This window comes from Nocardiopsis alborubida (genome assembly GCF_012396365.1).
Classification (GTDB): Bacteria; Actinomycetota; Actinomycetes; order Streptosporangiales; family Streptosporangiaceae; genus Nocardiopsis; species Nocardiopsis alborubida.
On record NZ_JAAXPG010000045.1, the window covers coordinates 18953 to 39989 of the forward strand.

Here is a 21037-nt window from a genome sequence, read left to right on the forward strand (position 1 = left end):
CGCCCGTGCCGGGGTTAGAGTCACCGCATGTCCTTCCAGTCACAGCACGACGACCTGCCCGCGCGGCTCCGGCGCCTGGCCGACCTCAGACCGGGGAACATGCGTGAGGGATCCGGCATGCACGAGTACGACGGCAAGGTCGCCGACCTGTCGCCCGAAGGGGTCCGGGCCGCCCTGTCCGGCCTCGGCGGCGAACCCCTCGACGACCCCCACGACGAGGCCCACCTGGCCGCCTTCGAGAACGCCCTGCGCTACGAGCTGGGCGAACTCCAGCTGCACCGCGCCAACCCCCTGTACCACGTCAACGAGCTCGACCTGTCGGGCTACGACCGCGCGTACGCGCCCCGGGCCGAGCGCGACGCCGCCCGCACCGCCCACCTGGCCGAGTGGCCGCGCGTGGTCGACAACGCGGTCGCGGCACTGGACCGCCTGCCCGCTCCCCTCGCCGAGTCCCTTCTCGGCGCCGTCCGGGGGGTGGCCGACGGACTCCCCGAGGACCTGCCCGCCGACGTGCGCGACGCGGCCCTCGCCGCGCACGCGCGTCTGCTCGCCCACGTCGAGAAGGCGGCGCTGGAGGGGCCCCGCAGCGCAGGGCTCGGCGCCGAGCCGCTCGCCCGCCTCATGGGCAGCGGCGAGGCCGTCGAGGTCGACCTCGCGGACCTGGCCGCCCGCGCCGACGCCGAACGCGACCGCCTCCGCGCGCGCCTGGCCGAGTCCGCCGGGCGCCTCGCACCCGGTCGCGACACCATGGAGTTCGTCCGCGAGCTCACCCGCCAGCACCCCGACACCGACGGCGTCCTGGACGCCGCCCGCCGCTGGACGGAACTGGCCGTGGCGTTCACCGCCGAACGCGGCCTGGCGCCCCACAACGACGGCGAGTGCCGAGTGGACGTCTCCCCGCCCTCCCAGCGCTGGGCCACCGCGATGATGGCGTGGTCGGGCCCGTGGGAGGCCGACACGCCCTCCTTCTACTTCATCACCCCGCCCGACGCCTCCTGGACCGCGGAGGAGGCCGACGAGTGGCTGGAGATGTTCAGCCACACCACCCTGCCCGCCGTGAGCGTGCACGAGGTGGCGCCCGGACACTTCTCCCACGGCCGCGCCCTGCGCCGGGCGCCCGGGCCGGTGCGCCGCGCCCTGCACTCGATGACCTTCGCCGAGGGGTGGGCGCACTACGTGGAGGAGCTGTGCGTGGACGAGGGCTTCGGAGCCTACGCCGCCGAACGCCTGGGTGACCCCGCCTGGACCGCCGACCACTTCGAGACCGGTGTGTGGGTGGAGGCGCTCATCCGCGTCACCCGCCTGTCCGTGGCGATCGGCATGCACAGCGGGACCATGACCGTGGAGGAGGCGGCCGCCCGCTTCGCCGAGGACACGCCGCTCCAGGGGCCCGCGGCCCTGGCCGAGGCGCGTCGCGCCACCTTCGACCCCACCTACGGCCGCTACACCTGGGGCAAGCTGGAGATCCTGCGGCTGAGGGAGCGTGCGCGCGAGCGCTGGGGCGACGGGTTCACCCTGGAGCGCTTCCACCGGGCCCTGCTGGATCTGGGATCCCCGCCGATCGGTCTGATCGGCACCGCCCTCGAACGCGGCTGAGCCGGGGGCCGTCCACAGCCGCGGACAGGGGCTGGCGGGGCGGTCGGCGGCGCGGGACACTCGGATACGGGGGGACCAAACCCCTCCCACGGCGGCGCGGGACGCCCCCGGAACCGAGCCTACGCCGCCCGCCCCACCCCGTGCCAGAGGGACCTCCGGCCTGTGGAAGATCCGCTCGGGCGAAAGACCTGTCTGGGCGGAAGACCCGCTCGGGTGGAGAACCCGAGCGGGCCCGAACCCGCTCGGGCCGAGCCTCCGGTGCACGGGCAGCGCAAAGCGGGAGGGGCCGGGGACCCCCGTATCCAACGTAGACCGGGCGGTACGGGCACCACCAGAGGGACCTCTGACCTGTGGAAAACCCGCGTGGGCCCAAACTCACTCGGGCGGAAGCCCCGTACGGGCGAAAGCCCCGCACGGGACCCCGTCCACCCCGCCGCCTACTCCGGGGCGACCGGACCCGGCAGGCCCAGTCCGGCCAGCGCGGGGCGGACCCGGCCCCGCGCCGTGCCCAGGGCCCGGGCCGCCGCGGCCGCGTCCACGTCGGCCAGCAGCGACACCAGCGCGACACGGGTGTCGCCCTCCGCCGCGTTCAGCGCCTCCGCGCACACCCGCTCGTCCAGCCCGGTGGCCTGCGTCAGGATGGTCACCACGCGGCCGCGCAGCTTGCCGTTGGTGGCGTCCACCCCCACCATCAGGTTCGAGTAGGTCCGCCCCATCCGCACCATCACCGCGGTGGAGAACGCGTTCAGCGCCAGCTTCTGCGCCGTGCCCGCCTTCATCCGGGTGGACCCGGCGATCACCTCCGCGCCGGTGGCCATGCCCACGTGCACGTCCACGTCGCGTGCCAGCGGCGCCTGCGGATTCGCGCTGATCAGCACCGTCGCGGCCGAGCGCTCCCGGGCCGCCTCCAGAGCCCCGCCCACGTACGGGGTGCGCCCGCTGGCGGCCAGGCCCACGGCCAGTGACCCCGGGGCGATCCCGGCGGCGTCGGCCCGGCCCGACTCCCAGTCGTCCTCGATCCCCTCCACGGCCCGCGCCAGGGCCTCCTCGCCGCCCGCGTGGTGGGCCACCACCCACGCGGCTGGCACGCCGTAGGTCGGCGGCAGTTCGGCGGCGTCCTGGGCGGCGATCCGACCCGAGGTGCCCGCGCCGAAGTAGTGGATGGCCGCCCCGCTCTCCAGGGCGGCCACCCCCAGCTCCACGGCCCGCGCCAGTTCCGGCAGGACCGCGCCCACCGCGCCGGGGACCGTGACGTCCTCGGCGTTGATCTGTCGCAGCACGTCCAGCGCCGGGAGCAGGTCGATGTCGTGGGTACCGGAGTTGCGGGCCTCCGTGGGCGCGCGCACGATCACGGCCGCCCCGCCCCCGGTCCCCCCGGAGGGCAGCGGGACGCCGGCCTCCCGAGGGGCGTCCCCGCCTTCCGGCCGGGTTCCGCGCCCGTCGTCGTGCACAGCGCTCTCCTGTTCGGTCCGCACCGGTGCCGTTCCTTTCCCTCGGTCGATCGTTCCGTCCCGCCGCCGGTCGGAGCCGGGCGGCGGCACGGGACGCCTGCGGTCAGCCGTCGTTCTCGTCCGTGCTCCTGCCGCCGGGGGCCTCGCCCCTGCGGCGCCTGCGGTCGTCGTTGATCCGCAGCCCCCGCACCGCCTCGAAGGTCGTCTCCAGCGCGGTGCGGCTGTCGGTGTAGCGGCTCTGCGCCAGACCCACGAACAGGCAGTCCACCACGGTCAGCTGCGCGAGCCTGCTCGCGGTGGCCCCCGACCGGAACGTGGTCTCGCGGGCCGCCGTGGTCAGCACGTGGTCGGCGAACCCGATCGGTGAGCGGGGGAAGTTGGTGACGGCCACGGTACGGGCCCCGCGCCGCCCCGCCTCCGTCAGCGCCTGCACCGTGTCTGTGGTCGCCCCGGTGTGGGAGATGCCGATCGCCACGTCGCGCTCGTCCAGCAGCGCCGCGCTGGTGAGCATCACGTGCGCGTCCGACCACGCGAACGACGTGAGTCCGATCCGGTGCAGCTTCTGCTGGAGGTCGGCGCCGACGAACGCGCTCGCGCCCACTCCGTACACGTCGATGCGCCGCGCGCCCGCCATCGTGTCGATGACCGTGCGCAGTACCTCCACGTCCAGGGCGGCGCCGGTCTCCTCCACCGCGCGCGCGTCGGTGTAGGCGATCTTCTGGACCACCGTGACGAGAGTGTCGTCGGGGTTGATGTCGCTGGACAGCTCCGGAGCCGCCCCGCGGGCGCCCCGCGCCTGACCGGCCTCGGTGGCCAGGGCCAGACGCAGCTCCCGGTAACCGCTGAAGTCGATGGTGCGGCAGAACCGGATCACGGTGGCCTCGGACGTGGCGCAGTCCTTGGCGAGCTGGGTGATGGAGGAGGCGGCGGCCCGCTCGGGGTCGTCGACGACGTGCTGCGCGACCCGCCGCTCCGCGGGCGCGAGGGAGGGCAGGAGCGACCTGATGCGCAGGACCGTCGTGGGAACGGGCGGCGCGGAGACGTGTCCGGTCTCCGCCCGGCCGCCCGCAGGCTTCGGGATTTCCGCCATGGAGGAAAGTTTCTTTCGGTCGTGGTGAAGAGTCAACGAGGAGAGGGGAAAAAGCGGGAGAATCCAGGATTCCAAGGGACGGCCCCAGCGGCAAGTGCGGGGTGCGTGATTGCGATATCCCAGCTCAGGCGGCACCCTGGAGCCAGGGGCGCCGAGGTTCACCCGCTCGCACGCGCGCTCCGCAAGGGGGATGGTGCTGTGTCGCTGGGCGACTCGGCGAGGCGGTGGCACGACACGGCCGGGCAGGCCCGGCAGGGCGCGTCCGGACACGCCGCCCGCGGGCTGCGCGTCGGACTGCTCGGGCAGTTCGGCGTCGAGATGGACGGGGTCCCGCTGCGTCTGCGCGGGGACAAGCGCCGTGCCCTGCTGGCCACACTCCTGCTCAACACCGGGCGCACCGTCCCCACCGCGCACCTCATCGAACGCGTCTGGGGGGCCTCGGCCTCCCCGTCCGCGCGCAGCGCCCTCCAGGTCCACGTCACCCGCGTGCGCGCCGTCCTCGACCAGCACTGCGGAACCCCGCTCATCACGGGCGGCGACGGCGGCTACCGGGTCGACCTCACCGAGGACCAGTGCGACCTGCTGCGCTTCCGCTCCCTGGTCCGCCGCGCCGACGGGGCCGCCGACCCCTCCGACCGCGCCGACCTGCTCATCAGCGCCCTGGGGCTGTGGCGGGGCCCCGTCCTGGCCGACGTCGTCAGCCCCGTCCTGCACGAGCGCGACGTCCCGCCCCTGAACGAGGAACTCCTCCGGACCGCCGAGGAGGGGTTCGGCGCCGCCCTGGCCCGGGGCGACCACGAGCGGGTGGCCGACCAGATCGGCCCCATCGCCACCGACCACCCCGAGCGCGAACCCCTCATCCGCGTCCAGATGACCGCCCTCTACCGCTGCGGGCGGCCCAGCGAGGCCCTGCGCGTGTACGCCCGTACCCGCGACGCGCTGGCCGAGCACCTGGGAGCGGACCCGGGCCGCGAACTCCAGGAGACCTTCCACGGCGTCCTGCGCGGCGACCTCGACCGGACAGCGCGCACCAGCGTCCCGCGCCAGCGCGCCTCCGTCGAGGAGCGCACCGGATCCCGGCCGCCTTCCCCGGCCGCCGGATCCCGCTCCGGGGCGGCCGGCGAGCCGGACACCGGCCCGGCCGCCGAACCGGACGCCCCGGCGGGGGAGGGGGAACGCGACGGCCGCGGCGGCGGCCCGGTCCACGCGCCCGACCGGGTGTCGGCCGCCCTCGCCCCGGCCGAGCTGCCCGCGGCGCCCTCCGTGCTGGTGGGGCGCGACGAGGCCTTGGCCGAGGTGGACCGGCTGGTGGACCCCTCCAGCACCGCCCCCGGCAGCGCGCTGGTGCGCGGCCCCGCGGGCGCCGGAGCCAGCGCGCTCGCACTGAGCTGGGCCCACGCGGCCGCGCCGCACTTCCCCGACGGACAGCTCTACGTCGACCTCCGCGGCGGCGACGGACACCCGCGCGACCCGGCCGAGGTGCTGCGCCGCCTGGTGCGCTCCCTGTCCACCGGTACCCGCGGCACCGAGGCCATGGACGCCGACGAGGCCGCCGCGAGGTTCCGTACGCTGCTGGCGCACCGGCGCATCCTGCTGGTCCTGGACAACGCGGCCTCCGCACGCCAGGTGCGCCCCCTGCTCCCCGGCGGCGCCGGATGCGCGACCCTCGTCACCAGCCGCTACTGGCTGACCGACCTGCTGGTGCGCGACGGCCTGCGGGCCCTTCCCGTGGGACAGCTCCCTCCGGACGCGGCGGTGGACCTGCTGCGTGCGCGGGAGGGGCGGGACCGGCGCGCCGAGTCGGTGCTGCGCCGTCTCGCCCACGTCCTGGGGTACCTGCCCCTGCCGTTGCGCATGGCGGCGGTCTGGCTCGACGACACCCGGCCGGACCGGTCCGCCGCGGAACTGGTGCGCCGGTTGGAGGGGGTGGACCCGGCACGCGGGAGCACGCCCACGGCCCGGATGGCCGCCGTGCTGCGTGCCGGGCCCCGGGAGGGGCGACACGGCCGCGGGGAAGTACCGGCCGAGCCCCATCCTCCCGGCACCAGTGTCGACCAGGGATCTTACGTTCGGCTTTCACCCAGGTGAGAAGTGGCCGCCTGCGGGGGACACGGAGTACGCGCCGCGTCGCCCGGTGCGGTCCCCGCAGGTGCGCGGCCGGGGGAGGACCAAGAGCGTGTAGCGAAAAGGGTTAGATATACCCACGGGGGTCCTCATCACTCCCATGAGTCGCTAGGGTCAACCCCATGACACAGAACAACGATCCCAACCTGGACCCGGCGGGAACCACGCAGCACTTCCGCCGCTTCGTCGACGAGAACCCGAACACCGAGGAGCCCGCGCGCCGCCCGGTCATGCCGATCGTGCTGGCGGTCGTCGGCGCGGTCCTGCTCATCGCCGTGATCGTCGCGCTGTTCCTGGCCTTCGCCTAGGCCCTCCGGGCAAGGGACCGACGGAGGACCGGCACTCCCGCTGGTCCGTAACCGGTTCGCGGCCCTCCTGCGGTCCTGCTAGAGTTAACGACGTCGCCAGGGGCGGCCCACAGGGCCGGTACCGTGGCACGACAGGCGCCATTAGCTCAGTTGGTCAGAGCAGCTGACTCTTAATCAGCGGGTCCGGGGTTCGAGTCCCTGATGGCGCACAGACAACGGCCCCGGGTCGAAGGCACCGCCTTCCGCCCGGGGCCGTCGTGTTGCGTCCGGCCGCCCGGAGGGCGGACACGACCGCCCGTCCCGGCCGGCGGTGCACGGCGGGGTCCGGGCCGGAGCGGTGGCCGTCGCCGCCCCGGACGCGGACCCGAACCCTTCGCGGGGCGGGCCCCGAACGGCGCGGGGGTGGGGCTGGCCCCACCCCGGAGACGGCGTCCACGCGTAGTGATCCGCGGCCGCGGGGCCGGTTTGCTTGTCGCATGCGAAAGATCACCACGACGAAGGCACGTCCGGCCGCGGCGGCACTCACCGCGGTCGCGGCGGTGAGCCTGCTGTCCGGCTGCGGCTGGCCCGACACCGCCCGGGCCGAACCGGACACGACCACCTTCCCCTTCGACGGCGACGTGCTCGACGTCGTCGCCGAAGGGACCCGCACCGACCTCGTCCCCACCGACCGCACCGACGTCCGGGTGACCCGGTGGATCGACGCCTGGGGCGACCCCGGCGTCACCTCGACGTGGTCGCTGGAGGAGGGCACGCTCCGCCTCGAGAACTCCTGTAGCGGAGTCTGCGTCTACGAGGACCGGTTCCGGGTGGAGGTCCCGACCGGGGTGCGGGTCCTGCGCGACGGTGAGCCGACCGACCTGACCGGCCGGTGAGCCGGTGCTCGACCTCACCGACATCACCAAGGTCCACAGGGGCGGCCACCGCGCCGTCGACGGCGTCACCCTCAGCCTCCGACCGGGCGTGCTCGGGCTCCTCGGCCCCAACGGCGCGGGCAAGTCGACGCTGATGCGGATCATCGCCACGGCCGCCCGACCCACCCGCGGACGCGTCGTCTTCGAGGGGACCGACGTGACCGCGCGGCCGCACTCCCTGCGGCGGACCCTCGGCTACCTTCCGCAGGACTTCGGCTTCTACCCGAACCTGACCGCCCGCGAGTTCCTGTCCTACCTCGCCGCGGCGAAGGGGATGGGCGCCCGCGCGGCCCGCACCCGCATCGGCGAACTGCTGGAGTTCGTCGCACTCGACGGCGCGGCCGACCGGCGCCTGGGCACCTACTCCGGCGGCATGGTGCGGCGGGTGGGCATCGTCCAGGCCCTGCTCAACGACCCGCGCGTGATCGTCATGGACGAACCGACCGTCGGCCTCGACCCAGAGGAGCGCGCCCGCTTCCACTCCCTGCTCAGCGACCTGGCCGCCGACCGGGTGGTCGTCCTGTCCACCCACATCGTCACCGACGTGGAGGCGGTCGCCACGGACGTGGCCGTCGTGGTCGGCGGAAGCCTGGTCCGCCGCGGCCGTCCGGCCGACCTGGCGGGGCGGTTGGCCGGACGTGTGTGGGAGACGACCGCGGACCCCGCGGGCCTCGCCTCCCTGGAACGGGGCCACACCGTGGTCCGCGCCCTGCGCGACGGCGGCCGCGTCCGGGTCCGGCTCCTGTCCGAACAGCGGCCCACGGCCGACGCGGTGCCGGTGGCACCAGAGCTGGAGGACGCCTACCGGGCCGCCACGGGAGCGGTGCGATGATCCCGCGGCTCGCGCTCGGCGACCTCCGGGAACGGGTCCGCCGCCCCTCCTACGCCCTGACCCTGCTGGGCGCGGCCATGCTCGCCTACCTGGCCGTGCCCGCGGCCGACGGCCACTGGACCGTGGTCGATGCCGGGGGATACCGCGGGGTCCACGACATGGCCTACGTGGGAGCCGTGGTGGCCCTGGGCGGGGCGCTCTGGCTGGCACTCGGCGGTTTCTACGTCGTCCGCGGGGCGGTCGCCCGCGACCGGAGCACCGGGGTGGGCGGGGTGCTGGCCGTCACGCCGCTGCGGTCGCTGGGCTACCTCGCCGGCAAACTCCTCAGCAACGTCGCGGTCCTGCTGACGATGGTCGCGGTGCTGGTCGCGGTCGCCCTGGTGATGTGGTGGACACGCGGTGAGGACACCGCCGTCGACCCGGTGGGACTGCTCCTGCCCTTCCTGGTAATCACGGTCCCCGTCGTGGTCGCGGTCGCTGCGGTGGCGCTGCTGTTCGACACCGTTCCAGGGTTGCGCGGCGGGTTCGCCAACATCCTCTGGATCCCGGTCTGGGCGATCGTGGTGCTGGGCAGCCAGAGCGGCCGGGCGCCGTTCGGCGGCATCGGCGTCCAGACGCTCGCCGACCCCTTCAGAGCCGGCATGGAACGGGCCGGGACCGCGGCCGAGGGGGAGTTCAGCCTCGGGTTCACCAGGGTGGACGAACCCCTCGTCCCGGTCCCGTGGGAGGGGTTGGCCGTCGACGGGGCCTTCCTGGCCGAGCGGCTGCTCATCACGGCCGGTGCCGTCGTCCTGGCACTGGTGCCCGCCGCGTGGTTCCGTGTGCGCGGCACGACACGATCCGTACCCCACCGCAGGGCCGGGGCGGTGCCGGGCGTCCGCGCCGTCCGCGTGCCCGTGCCCCGCGGCCTGGTCGCGGCGGAGCTGTGGATCCTGCTCTCCGGAGTGTCGGTGTGGTGGTGGCTCGGGGCGGTGGCGCTCGGCGCGGCGGGACTGCTGCTCCCCGTGGAGGCGGTGCGGGCGGTCGTGCTCCCCGCCTGCTGGATCTGGCCGGTGCTGGTGTGGGCCCGCGTCTCGACCGTCCAGGTCGGCACGGGTGTGGAGGCGCTGCTCGCCGCCTACCCCGGCCCGGTACGCCGCCAACTGGCGGGGTGGGCGGCCGGTGTCCTGCTCGCCGTGCTCTTCGGCGCCGGCCCGCTGGTGCGGCTGGCGGCCGCCGGTGACACCGCCTCCGTCGCCGCCTGGTGCGCCGGAGCGGTGTTCGTCCCGGCCCTGGCCGCGGCGCTGGGGGCGCTGAGCCGTACCCCGACGCTGTTCCAGGCGCTGTATCCGATGCTGTGGTACCTGGCCGTCAACGGCGTCGCCGCCGCCGACCTCATGGGTATGACCGGCCGGGGTCCGGCCGCCGCGCTGGTGGCAGCGGTGGGCGTTCTCCTGCTCGCGGTCGCCCTGTTCGCCGGGCGGGCACGCCGGCTGAGCGCCTGAGGCCGGAGCGGCGTCCGCCGCGTCCGCGCCGCCCCGGCCGGAGGCACCGTCTTCCGCCCGGGGCCGCCTGGTCGTCCGGGACCAGCGCGCCGTCCGGGGGAGGCCCGCGGTGGCGTGCCCCACATCGTGCGGTTCGCGGCGCGGGGCACTCCGCCGGTCGGGTAGAGTTGTCCGTGTCGCCGCGGCCGAAAGGCAGGACGGTGAACAGCAGGCGTCATTAGCTCAGTTGGTCAGAGCAGCTGACTCTTAATCAGCGGGTCCGGGGTTCGAGTCCCTGATGACGCACACGAGGCGAGGGCCCCGGTCGGAAACGACCGGGGCCCTCGTGCTTTCCACGGGAACCCCTGTCCTTTCCGGGAGGCCCTGCCGCACTCCCTCGCCGGCCGTGCGCCTCCCCGAACGCGGTCACCTTCCGCGTTTCACCGGAAGCCCTCCGTCGCCCTTCTGGAATCCCGTCCTGGAATTCGCGTGCGCACGCGTGTCACTTTCCGTGACCGTGCGGGCGGAGGCGCGGCTCCGGAAAATGTCATAGGTCTGTGATGTGCTGCTTCGCGTTCGCGGCATCCCACAGGGGTGAGGCAAGGGAAGGCCCGTGGACGCACAGCGTGACGAACCGCAACCTTCCTGTCGTTTTCGCAGATGAGATTGACATAAACCCCCAGGTAGTGAATTGTTACCTTCTCGCCGCCTCTCTCAGGACGGCGAGTCCCGTGCATATGTTTCGGAGTATCCCCATGTCGAATTTCTCCCCCATCCTGCGTACCGCCGGCATCTCGGTGCTCGCCGCGGGCAGCGTGTTCGCCCTCAGCGGCTGTGGTGCCCTCATGTCCGTCATGGGTGCCGGCAACGTGATGGACCTCAACGTCGGCGAGTGCTTCGTCGAGGAGGAGATGAACGCCGCGCTCGTCAGCGGCGAGGTCAGCAACATCCCGCTGGTGGACTGCGCAGAGGAGCACGACTCGGAGTTCTTCTTCGCCTACGACATGACCGAGGGCGAGTACCCCGGCGTGGAGGCGACCGAGAGCCAGGCCGAGGAGCTCTGCACCGGCGAGAACTTCACCAACTTCATCGGAGTCTCCTACGCCGAGTCGGAGATCTACGCGGGCCACATCTACCCCACCCAGGAGACCTGGGACCAGTTCAACGACCGCGAGATCATCTGCTACGCGACCACCTCCTTCTCCGGCGAGATGGTCACCGGCACCCTTGAGGGCGCCAACCGCTGAGCGTCCCCCGGCCAGCGCAGGCCCTGCCCCGCCTTCGCCCCCCGGCCGCCCGAGCGGCCTCCACCCCCACCCCTTTCCACCTGCGGCGACAAGCGTCGCTCGGTGTCCGGGGCCCTCGATCCGACGGGTCCGGACCCGGGATGACGACGTCCGCGGACCCCGTGCACCCGGACAGGTGGCGCCGATTCCGTCCCCCCGCGTCGGCATCAGTACCCAACGATCCAGTGGAGTTCCCCATGTTGTCCGAAACGCGCCGTCCCCTGTTCGGCCGTGTCGTCCTGGGAACCCTGGCCGTCGGCGCCACCCTGGTGGCCACGACGGCCTGCGGTTCGCTTCCCCTGCTGCCCCCCGCCCTCCAGGGCGGTGGGGAGACCATCGCCCCCGAGCCCACGGACGCCGAGGCGCCGACCGAGTCCACGGAGACCGCCGAGCCGGTGGAGACCGAGACCACCGAGCCCGTCGCTCCGGGGGACAGCGACGTGTTCTCCCTCAACGTCGGTGACTGCTTCGTCGAGGAGGAGATGAACACCGCGCTGTTCAGCGACGGGATCAGCGAGGTCCCGCTGGTGGACTGCTCCCAGGAGCACGACTCGGAGTTCTTCTACTCCCACCAGATGACCGACGCCGAGTACCCCGGCCAGGACGAGACGATGAGCCAGGCCGAGGAGATCTGCACCGGCGAGGAGTTCACCAGCTTCATCGGTGTCGACTACGCCCACTCGGAGATCTACGCGGGCCACCTCTACCCGACCCAGCAGAGCTGGGACATGATCGGTGACCGCGAGATCATCTGCTACGCGACCACCTCCAACACGGGCGAGACGGTCACCGGCACCCTTGAGGGCGCCAACCGCTGAGCACCGGGGACCGCAGGGCCCTGTCCCCACTCCGCCTTCCCCCGCTGCTCCCACCTGAGGCAACACGCGTCACGCGGTGCCCAGAACGCAACAGAACCTGTTTCTTCCGGACCTGGGACAAAACCTTCTTCACGCCCCGGGCATCTGGATATGTGTCGCCGATTCCGTCCCCCATCGGCATCAGTACCGAACGATCCAGTGGAGTTCCCCATGTTGTCCGAAACGCGCCGTCCCCTGTTCGGCCGTGTCGTCCTGGGAACCCTGGCCGTCGGCGCCACCCTGGTGGCCACGACGGCCTGCGGTTCGCTTCCCCTGCTGCCCCCCGCCCTCCAGGGCGGTGGGGAGACCATCGCCCCCGAGCCCACGGACGCCGAGGCGCCGACCACGCCCGGGGGGACCGGCGAGCCCGTCGCCCCGGGGACCGTCGACGTCTTCTCCCTGGAGGTGGGCGACTGCTTCATCGAGTCCGAGATGGAGACCGCGCTGTTCAGCGAGGGGATCAGCGAGGTCCCGCTGGTGGACTGCTCCCAGGAGCACGACTCGGAGTTCTTCTACTCCCACCAGATGACCGACGCCGAGTACCCCGGCGACTCGACGGTCCAGACCGAGGCCGGCGAGGTCTGCACGGGCCAGAACTTCACCGACTTCATCGGTGTCGACTACGCCCACTCGGAGATCTACGCCTACTACCTCACCCCGACCCAGGACAGCTGGGACCAGGCCAACGACCGCGAGATCATCTGCTACGCGACCACCGCCAACATCGGCGAGATGGTCACCGGCACCCTTGAGGGCGCCAACCGCTGAGCGCGGGGGACCGCGGAACCCCGTCCGGGTCCGGCCCCCTCCCGACGTCCCCATCGGCGGGCGTCCCGCGGTGCGCGGAGCGCCCCGAGAATCCGATTCGTCCGATCCTGGGATGAAAACTCCTCCGCGGCCGCGGTGAGAACGGCCCGCGCCACCCCTGGAACCCGAGGGGCGGCGCGGGCCGCCGTCGTCTCCGGGTCAGATCCCCAGGCCGCTCGGGCCGGTCCGGTTGCGCAGTGCCACGAGGTCCTCGGCCTCCACCTCGACCTCCCCGTCGACCTCCGCCGGGGGCAGGCCCTGGCAGGTGAGGTCCTCGGGCTGGGCCCCGCCCACCAGGTAGGCGTCCACCGCCTCGGTCACGCAGTCCAGGCCGCCGGGGAAGTAGAAGCCGTGCCCGCCGTCACCGGCGACAGTGATCAGGGAGCTGTCCAGCCGGTCGGCCATGGCCGGGCCGCCCTCGTAGGCCGTGTTGGCGTCGAACTCACCGGCGATGACCAGTGCCTCGGGGTAGCCCTCCCGTTCCAGTTCGACCGGGGGCTCGGGCCGGTCGAGGCCGCTGAAGGTGCACGGATGGGGAACCGCCCAGTAGGCGCCGCTGCCGTACGGGTGCTCCTCCCGGTACTCCCGGGCGTCCGCGTGGTACGTGCTGACCCTGTCCGGCCACTCGGCCTCGCACAGCACCGCCGTCTGCAGGTCCATGGTGGCCGTGCCGTACTCCTCCTCGGCGAGAGCGCTGGCCTGGGCTGCGAGGGGCTGGGGCAGGGGCTCGCCGTGCACGATGTACCCCAGGTACTCCGAGACCAGGTCCCACTGGTCCCGGAAGCGTGAGTTCATGCCCACGTCCAGGTTGAACAGGTGGTTGTCGTAGAACACGCCGGGGGCGGTCTCCAGCGGTTCCTCCCGCAGCCGCTCGGCGGTGGCCTCGAAGGTCGCGTAGACCTCCTCCTGGGTCGAACCGAAGCCGAAGGCGTCGTCGTATCCCGCCACCCAGGCCGTGTAGCGGTCCATGTTCTCGCTGTAGGCCGGCGCCTGCATCATGAAGACGTCGCGCCAGATGCCGTCGGGGTGCACCGACGAGTCCAGCACGCTGCGGTCCAGCCGCTCGGGGAACAGGCTCCCGTAGACCGCGCCCAGGTAGGTGCCGTAGGAGTAGCCCAGGTAGTTGACCTGCTCCTCGCCCAGGGCGGCCCGGATGACGTCCATGTCGCGGGCGGTGTTGGCGGTGGTCATGTGCGGGCGGACGTCGCCCTCGGCCTGCTCGCAGGCGCGCTGGTACCGGATCGCCGACCGGGTGGCCTCGGAGATCTCCCCGTCCGTCGGGCTCGGGTACAGGGGAGGCGGCTCTGACCCGCAGTCCAGCCTGGGCGAGGAGCCGCCGCTGCCGCGGGGGTCCATGCCGATGACGTCGTACACCTCGGTGACCCGCATGCCGCCGATGAGTCCGGTGCCCGTCTGCGGATCCAGCGGCAGGGGCATGCTGCGCCCGTGCCCGCCCGGACCTCCGGGGTTGGTGAGCAGGACGCCGCGCCGCTGTTCGGGGTCGGTGGCGCGGGCCCGGCTGATGGCCACGGTGGCGCGCTCGCCTCCGGGGTCGGAGTAGTCGAGCGGGACCACGACGTCGGCGCACTCCAGTCCCTGGAGTACCTCCTCCGTGCAGGGTGCCCACGTCAGCTCCTGGTCGTGGAACTCGGAGAGTGCGGTGTCGTCCGCGGTGGGGGCCAGGGGATCGGCCGCGGCGGGGGAGGCCGCTGCGAGGGATGCGGCCAGGGCCGTCACGAGGACGGACGAGGCCAGTGTGGTTGCGCGTGCTGTGCGCACGGGGGTCGCCTCCGCGTTCTCGGCCCGTTTCTGGGCGCGCTCCGCAGACACACGCCCTGCTGCGAGGGGAGCGGCGTCCACAGAACACACCCGCGAACGGGGTCGTGTGCCTTGGAGACGTAACCGTACGAATCACCCGAGTGATGACAACACCCACAAATGTCATGAGTGTGCGCGTGTGGCCGGATTCGGCCAGCCGGCGGGGCAGCCATATGTGACGGTTTATCGATTTCTGTTCGTTTTGTGATGTCGATCGTGTCGCTCGCAAGACGCCGTTTGGTCACGAAGGTGGTCTGGACCACATCGGTCGGGTTACCGTGAACCCTCTATTAGGAAACTTTCCTAATAGAAACGGAGTCCCTGCGCCCCCTGAAGGAGCCCCGTGGCCACCGAAATCGCGGCCTCACCACCGCCGCCGCGCGCCGGAGGCGGAGCGTCGGCCCGCACCGGCGAGACCGCCCCCCTGCCGCTGCGGATCTGGCGCCACCACGCCGTCGTCAAGGTCCGCAAGGCCGTCGTCGTGGTGTTCGTCGTCGCCAACGTGACCTTCTTCCTCGGCCGTGCCATGCCCGGCGACCCGATCGACGTGATGGCCGGGCGCCTCACGCAGGGCGGCATGTCGATGGAGGAGGCCCGGGCCATCGCCATGAACTCACTGGCCTACGACCCCGACGCCCCCCTGCACCAGCAGTGGTGGGACTTCCTGGCCGGCCTGGTCACCCTCGACCTGGGAATGACCATCAACCGGCCGGGCCAGAGCGTCATGGAGGCCATCGGCGCCTACCTGCCCTGGACCCTGTTCAGCATCGGCGTCGGCACCGTCATCGCCGTCGTCCTCGGCCTGGCCCTGGGCATGGTGATGGCCTACTGGCGCAACCGCCTCCTGGACCACGTGCTCAGCGTCCTCGCCTCGGTCCTGGGCGCCGTCCCCAACTACCTCATCGCGATGGCCCTGGTCTTCGGCGGAGGCATGTACCTGGGGTGGTTCGACCCCATCGACCTGCGCGGCACGATCAGCCCCGGCGTCCAGGCGGGGTTCAACGCGGAGTTCCTCGGCGACGCCCTCTACCACGCGGCCCTGCCGATCGTCACCTACGTGCTCGCCATCATCGGCACCTGGATGCTCATCATGAAGGCCTCCACCACGGAGGTCCTCGGCGAGGACTACGTGACCGTCGCACGCGCCCGCGGACTGCGCGACCAGCGCATCGCCGTCTCCTACGTCGGGCGCAACGCGGTCCTGCCGCTGGTCGCCCAGATCGCCATCTCCTTCGGAACCCTCGTCGGCGGCGCGATCTTCGTCGAACAGGTCCTGGTCTACAAGGGCGTCGGCGGCCTGCTCCTGGACGCCGTCAACTACCGCGACTACCCGCTCCTCCAGGGGCTGCTCATCATCATCACGTCCTGCGTGGTGGCCGCCAACCTCGTCGCCGACCTGCTCTACAGCCGCCTCGACCCGCGTATCCGCGCGTAGGAGCCCACCGGAAATGGCCGTCACCACCACCGCAGCCCCCGGGGTCTGGGGAACGATCTGGCAGGGCCTCACCCGCAGCACCAGCGGGTTCGTCGGCCTCTGCCTGGTCCTCAGCGTCCTGCTCTTCTCCTTCGTCGGGCCGCTGCTCATCGACCACCACAACCCCACGGACGTCACCGCGATCTGGGGCCCGATCACCGCCGAGCACTGGCTCGGCACCAACCACCAGGGCAAGGACACCTTCACCCAGCTCGTGCTGGGCGGACGCGAACCCATCTGGGTCGGCTTCGTCGCGGCCGTGATCACCGTGGCCGTCGCGGTCGTCCTCGGCGGCGTCGCCGGATACGTGCGCGGACGGATCGACCACTTCCTGCTCCAGCTCACCGACATCACGATGACCATCCCGTTCATCGTCCTGATGCTGGTCATCGCGTCCTTCTACCGCACCGCCTCGCCGCTGGTGGTCTCCTTCATCATCGGCCTGGTCACCTGGCCCTACCTCATGCGCTCCATCCGCGCCCAGGTGCTCACCCTCAGGGAACGCGAGTTCGTCGAGGCCGCCCGGCTCCAGGACCTGGGCACCGCGCGCATCCTCTTCGTCGAGGTGCTGCCCAACATGGCGGGCTACATCTTCATCAACTTCATCATCGCCGTCACCAACGCGATCTACGCGGTGGTCGGCATGTACCTGCTCGGCCTGCTGCCCAGCACCGCCGACAACTGGGGCCTGATGATCCAGCAGGCCTGGAACAACAACGCCTTCCTGCTGCCCCAGGCCGCACCCTTCCTCATCGCCCCGATGGTGATGATCATGCTCTTCCAGATCGGGCTGGTCACCATGACCCGGTCCCTGGAACAGGCCCTCAACCCACGACTCCGGGACAGGTGAGCCACAGTGCCCGACCACACCGCCGCCCCGCCGTCCGCCGAGGGGCCCCTGCTCTCCGTCCGCGGCGTCGACGTGGCCTACCGCACCGGCCGCAGGAAACAGGTCACCGCGGTCCGCGACGTCTCCTTCGACCTCCACCCCGGCCAGTCCATGGCCCTGGTGGGGGAGTCCGGCTGCGGCAAGACCACCCTCGGCCTGGGCCTGCTCCGGCTGCTCCCGCGCACCGGCGTCCTATCCGCGGGTGAGGTCCTCTTCCGCCGCAAGGACGGCCGCCTCGTCGACGTGCGCACCCTCGCCCGCGAGGACCTGCGCCGTTTCCGCTGGAACGAGGCGGCCATGGTCTTCCAGGGCGCCATGAACGCCTTCAACCCCGTGCTGCGGGTGCGCGACCACTTCCTCGACACCTTCGGCGCCCACGACCGGGGCCGCCGCCCGCGCGCCGAGGTCCTCGAACGCTCCGCCGAGCTGCTGCGGACGGTCCGGCTCGACCCCGCCCGGGTGCTGGACAGCTTCCCCCACGAACTCTCCGGCGGCATGCGCCAGCGCACCCTCATCGCACTCGCCCTGGCCCTGGAACCGCAGCTGCTCATCCTGGACGAGCCCACCACGGCCCTGGACATCCTCACCCAGCGCTCCATCGTCGAGCGCCTCGCGGAGCTGCGCGAGGAACTGCGCTTCGCGATGGTCTTCATCACCCACGACCTGGGTCTGGCCGCCGAACTCGCCGACCGCGTCGGCACCATGTACGCGGGACGGATGATCGAGACCGGCACCACCCGCGACATCTTCCACCGGGCCCGGCACCCCTACACCTCGGCGCTGATCAACTCTGTGCCCCCGGTCACCGGCGACCTCAGGATCCCCGAGTCGCTGCCCGGAGGCCCGCCCAGCCTCGCCGCGCTGCCCCCCGGATGCTCCTTCGCGCCGCGCTGCAAGCACGCCGTCGAGCGGTGCGCGTCCACCCGCCCCGTGCTCGACGTGCTCACGCACCGCCCCGAGGGGATGAGCCACGCCGCCGCCTGCCTGCGTTCGAACGAACTCTCCACCGAGGGGGCCACCCGTGATTGACCGGACCGTCCCGACAGACCCGCGGCCCGAGCCCGGTGCCGTGCCCGACCACGGCGCCGGGGACACCGCGCCGGTGCTCAGCCTCCGCGGCGTGCACCAGGTCTTCCCGACCCCGCGCGGCGACGTGCCCGCCGTCGCGGGGGTCGACCTGGACGTGCGCCCCGGGCGGGTGCTGTGCCTGGTGGGGGAGTCCGGCTGCGGCAAGACCACCAGCGCCCGCATGGCCGCGGGACTGGCCGACCCCGTCCGGGGCTCCGTGCTCTTCCGGGGCAGGGACGTCGCCGGAATGGACCGGCGGGAACGGGCCCGTTTCCGCCGCTCGGTCCAGTTCATCCACCAGGACCCCTACGCCTCACTCAACCCCGTGCGCACCGTCTACTCGACCGTCTCGGCCGGGCTGCGCCGTCACGGGCTGGTCAAGGACAGGCACGAGGCCCGCCGGGCCACCGTCGAACTCCTGGAACGGGTCGACCTCACCCCGGCCGAGGAACACCTCGACAAGTACCCGCACCAGCTGTCCGGCGGCCAGCGCCAGCGGGTGGCCGTGGCCCGCGCCCTGGCGATGAACCCCGAGGTGATCATCGCCGACGAGTCCACCTCGATGCTGGACGTGTCCATCCGGGTCAGCCTGCTCAACACCCTCGGCGGACTGCGCGACGACCTCGGCGTGGGCTTCCTGTTCATCACGCACGACCTGGCCGTGGCCAAGTACTTCGCCTGGGAGGGCGAGATCGCCGTCATGTACCTGGGCCGGGTCGTCGAGCACGGTCCCACCCCGCGCGTGGTCAACGACCCCCGGCACCCCTACACGAAGGCGCTCATCGACGCCGTCTGCGAGCCGGACCCCGACCTGGCGCACAACCGGGAACGGATCAGGCTGCGCAGCTCCGACATCCCCGACCTGACCGACCTGCCGCCCGGATGCGACTTCCACCCGCGCTGCCCCCTCTACGAGAAGGGCGACTGCGACACCGTCCGGCCGCCGCTGTCCCCCGCGCACGACCGGCTGCTCGCCTGCCACGTCGTCAACAGGGGGTGAGGCCGTGCTCCTCGTCGTCGGGCGTTTCGGACTCCTCGTCGGAGCCTTCCTCACCCTGACCAGCGCACTCATGGTCGTTCTCACACCCCCCGGCACAGCCGAGTCCGTCATCAGCGCCCTCACCGTCGTGATCGGCCTGGTCGTGCTCTCCCTCGGTCTGCTCGCCGTCCTACTGGAAAGGAAACGTCATTGACCCCTCCCACCCCCCGCCCCCTGATGAGCGACCTGAGCCGCAGGCGCCTGCTCCGGGCGATCGGCATCGGCGCGGTCGGAGCGGCCGGCGCCGGCGTGCTCTCCTCCTGCGCGGGCGGCGACAACGCCTCGGGCGGAGCCGCGCAGTTCACCGGCGTCTTCGACTTCGACCTGGCCGCCCAGACGCGCAACGTCGCCGTGGAGGACGGCGCGCTGCTGATGAACTCCGTGTACGCCGACCTCTTCCTGCCCGCGGGCGCGTTCTACAACTGGGAGACCCACGAGTGGGACTACCTGCTCCTGGAGAACAGCGCCTGGGAGGGTGACGACCTCGTCGTGACCCTGCGCCCGGGCCTGAAGTGGAGCGACGGCACCGACCTGACCGCCGAGGACCTGCACCAGAACTACGCCATCCGGATCCTGGAGGCGCCCGCCTGGTCGGTGGGCTTCCCGCAGATCACCGAGCTGGAGCAGCTGGACGACCTCAGCGTCCGCGCGCGCTTCGACAACCCCTTCCCGGGGATCGAGCTCCAGGTCGTCAAGCACCGGATCTTCTCCAAGTCGACCTACGGCGACTTCGGGGAGCGCGCGATCGCGATGGTGGCCGACGGCGTCCGCCAGGGCGACGACGAGCACACCGAGTTCAACGCCGAGTTCATCGAGTTCAACCCCGAGGAGATCATCACCAGCGGCCCCTACACCTTCGACCGGGCCCAGATGTCGGACGCGCGGATCACCCTGGTGCGCGAGAGCACCGGCTACCAGGGAGAGGAGGTCGCCTTCGAGGAGGTGGTCGTCCACAAGGGGGACAACCGCCAGGCCTCCCTGCTCATCCAGCAGGGCGAGGTCGACTACTCGACCCTGGCCACCTCCGCCGCCGACCAGCAGGCCTTCCGCGGTGTCGAGGGGTTCCGGTGGATCGAGCACCCCGGCTACGACGGCTGCGGGCTGATGTTCAACTACGCGGCCAAGCCCGAACTCAGGGACGTGCGGGTGCGCAAGGCGCTCAAGCACCTGCTCGACGGAGACCAGATCGGCCAGGTGGCGCGGGGCGAGGCCTACGACGGGGTGCGGTACTACTCCGGGCTGGTCGACCTCCAGACCGAGCAGATCTTCACCCCCGAGGAGCTCGCGGAGTTCGCCGTCTACGACCATGACCTGGACCGGGCCACCGAACTGCTGGAGGAGGCGGGCTGGACCAAGGAGGACGGGGTCTGGCACACCGCCGAGGGCCAGGAGGCCAGCTACGAGATCATCGGCGTCGCGGGCTGGGGCGACTTCGAGCTGACCGCCACCCAGGTGGAGGAGGCCTGGAACGCCTTCGGGATCAGGACGACCGCGCGCAACGTGCCCGCGGACAACCCCTGGGGCATCTGGGCCGCAGGTGACTTCGAGGTGGCCGTGCGCCACTGGGGCAACCCGGAGATCCCGCAGTACTGGGGCGCCTTCCAGATGAACTTCCTGGTGGAGAACGCCCGCACCGGCGAGAACCCGGGGCAGGACTTCGACCTGAAGGTGGACAGCCCCAGCCAGGGCGAGGTGGACCTGGAGGCGCTGGTCGAGGCCGCCAAGACCGCGCAGACCGAGGAGGAGCAGACCGAGGCCCTCAAGACGATGGCGATCGTCTTCAACGAGCTGCTGCCGCGCATCCCGATCTGGACCTACAAGTACCTGGCCCCGGCTCTGGAGGGCGTGCGGGTGGAGTCCTTCCCCGAGGACCACCCCGCCGCCCAGAACCAGATCTACCGGGACAACCACGTCATCCTGTCGCTGATGCAGGGCGGCCTGGAGGCGGCCGGGTAGGGGCGGGACGGCCCGGGGGGCCGGACTGGGGACGGGGGCGGGGCCGTACGGCCCCGCCCCCGCTG

General features: G+C 72.2%; 18 protein-coding genes and 2 tRNA genes. 17 read left to right on the plus strand and 3 right to left on the minus strand.

The annotated features are described in order from the left end of the window. Positions 1-27 precede the first annotated feature (27 nt). Positions 28-1596, plus strand: coding sequence for a DUF885 family protein (locus HGB44_RS29880; protein WP_061083143.1), 1569 nt, complete (start codon positions 28-30; stop codon positions 1594-1596). A gap of 437 nt (positions 1597-2033) precedes the next feature. Here HGB44_RS29880 and HGB44_RS29885 read toward each other — a convergent pair whose 3' ends face one another. Together HGB44_RS29885 and HGB44_RS29890 are read right to left on the minus strand one after the other, a co-directional pair. After that, positions 2034-3071, minus strand: coding sequence for an N-acetylmuramic acid 6-phosphate etherase (locus HGB44_RS29885; RefSeq protein ID WP_061083142.1), 1038 nt, complete (start codon positions 3069-3071; stop codon positions 2034-2036). A 79-nt stretch (positions 3072-3150) separates the two neighbouring features. Further along, positions 3151-4137 (minus strand): MurR/RpiR family transcriptional regulator, encoded by a 987-nt coding sequence (locus HGB44_RS29890; protein WP_061083141.1) that lies wholly within the window; start codon positions 4135-4137, stop codon positions 3151-3153. Between the two features lie 198 nt (positions 4138-4335). Between HGB44_RS29890 and HGB44_RS29895 the strand changes: the two genes are divergently transcribed. From HGB44_RS29895 to HGB44_RS29940, 10 genes are all read left to right on the plus strand, one after another. Then, the gene (locus HGB44_RS29895; RefSeq protein WP_061083140.1) at positions 4336-6225 is read left to right on the plus strand and encodes an AfsR/SARP family transcriptional regulator; all 1890 of its coding nucleotides are present in this window, start codon (positions 4336-4338) and stop codon (positions 6223-6225) included. A 158-nt stretch (positions 6226-6383) separates the two neighbouring features. Continuing rightward, positions 6384-6569 carry a hypothetical protein gene (locus tag HGB44_RS29900; protein ID WP_061083139.1) on the plus strand — a complete coding sequence of 62 codons (186 nt, stop codon included), beginning with the start codon at positions 6384-6386 and terminating at the stop codon, positions 6567-6569. Positions 6570-6704: 135 nt separating this feature from the next. Then, positions 6705-6778, plus strand: a tRNA-Lys gene (locus tag HGB44_RS29905). Positions 6779-7045: 267 nt separating this feature from the next. Further along, entirely contained in the window at positions 7046-7444 is a 399-nt protein-coding gene (locus HGB44_RS29910; protein WP_061083138.1) for a hypothetical protein, read from the plus strand. Between the two features lie 4 nt (positions 7445-7448). Beyond that, positions 7449-8315: an ATP-binding cassette domain-containing protein gene (locus HGB44_RS29915; RefSeq protein ID WP_082768605.1), complete on the plus strand. Its 867-nt coding sequence runs from the start codon at positions 7449-7451 to the stop codon at positions 8313-8315. Continuing rightward, positions 8312-9799, plus strand: a complete 1488-nt coding sequence (locus HGB44_RS29920; RefSeq protein ID WP_061083137.1) for a hypothetical protein — start codon at positions 8312-8314, stop codon at positions 9797-9799. Before HGB44_RS29915 ends, HGB44_RS29920 begins: the two co-directional genes overlap by 4 nt. A gap of 211 nt (positions 9800-10010) precedes the next feature. Next, a tRNA-Lys gene (locus HGB44_RS29925) sits at positions 10011-10084 on the plus strand. A 449-nt stretch (positions 10085-10533) separates the two neighbouring features. Beyond that, entirely contained in the window at positions 10534-11025 is a 492-nt protein-coding gene (locus HGB44_RS29930; RefSeq protein ID WP_061083136.1) for a septum formation family protein, read from the plus strand. 236 nt (positions 11026-11261) lie between these two features. Then, a complete protein-coding gene (locus tag HGB44_RS29935) occupies positions 11262-11882 on the plus strand; it encodes a septum formation family protein (protein ID WP_168444205.1) in 621 nt (206 codons plus the stop codon). Between the two features lie 210 nt (positions 11883-12092). Next, the gene (locus tag HGB44_RS29940; RefSeq protein WP_168444206.1) at positions 12093-12689 is read left to right on the plus strand and encodes a septum formation family protein; all 597 of its coding nucleotides are present in this window, start codon (positions 12093-12095) and stop codon (positions 12687-12689) included. Positions 12690-12887: 198 nt separating this feature from the next. Here the strand turns inward: HGB44_RS29940 and HGB44_RS29945 are convergent, their stop codons facing one another. Further along, complete coding sequence (locus HGB44_RS29945; protein WP_061081693.1) at positions 12888-14507, minus strand: alpha/beta fold hydrolase; 1620 nt, start codon at positions 14505-14507, stop codon at positions 12888-12890. Between the two features lie 382 nt (positions 14508-14889). Here HGB44_RS29945 and HGB44_RS29950 point away from each other — a divergent pair, with 382 nt between their 5' ends. From HGB44_RS29950 to HGB44_RS29975, 6 genes are read left to right on the plus strand one after another with little or no spacing between them, the layout of a single operon-like run. Further along, positions 14890-15981: an ABC transporter permease gene (locus HGB44_RS29950; protein ID WP_061081689.1), complete on the plus strand. Its 1092-nt coding sequence runs from the start codon at positions 14890-14892 to the stop codon at positions 15979-15981. Positions 15982-15994: 13 nt separating this feature from the next. Further along, on the plus strand, positions 15995-16870 hold the full coding sequence (locus tag HGB44_RS29955; protein WP_061081688.1) for an ABC transporter permease: 876 nt from the start codon (positions 15995-15997) through the stop codon (positions 16868-16870). Positions 16871-16876: 6 nt separating this feature from the next. Then, on the plus strand, positions 16877-17938 hold the full coding sequence (locus HGB44_RS29960; protein ID WP_061081687.1) for an ABC transporter ATP-binding protein: 1062 nt from the start codon (positions 16877-16879) through the stop codon (positions 17936-17938). Further along, on the plus strand, positions 17931-18977 hold the full coding sequence (locus HGB44_RS29965) for an ABC transporter ATP-binding protein (protein ID WP_061081686.1): 1047 nt from the start codon (positions 17931-17933) through the stop codon (positions 18975-18977). The genes HGB44_RS29960 and HGB44_RS29965 overlap by 8 nt, the downstream gene beginning before the upstream one ends. A gap of 4 nt (positions 18978-18981) precedes the next feature. Continuing rightward, positions 18982-19170 (plus strand): hypothetical protein, encoded by a 189-nt coding sequence (locus tag HGB44_RS29970; RefSeq protein ID WP_061081685.1) that lies wholly within the window; start codon positions 18982-18984, stop codon positions 19168-19170. Between the two features lie 23 nt (positions 19171-19193). Further along, the gene (locus HGB44_RS29975) at positions 19194-20972 is read left to right on the plus strand and encodes an ABC transporter substrate-binding protein (RefSeq protein ID WP_394327816.1); all 1779 of its coding nucleotides are present in this window, start codon (positions 19194-19196) and stop codon (positions 20970-20972) included. Positions 20973-21037 lie beyond the last annotated feature (65 nt).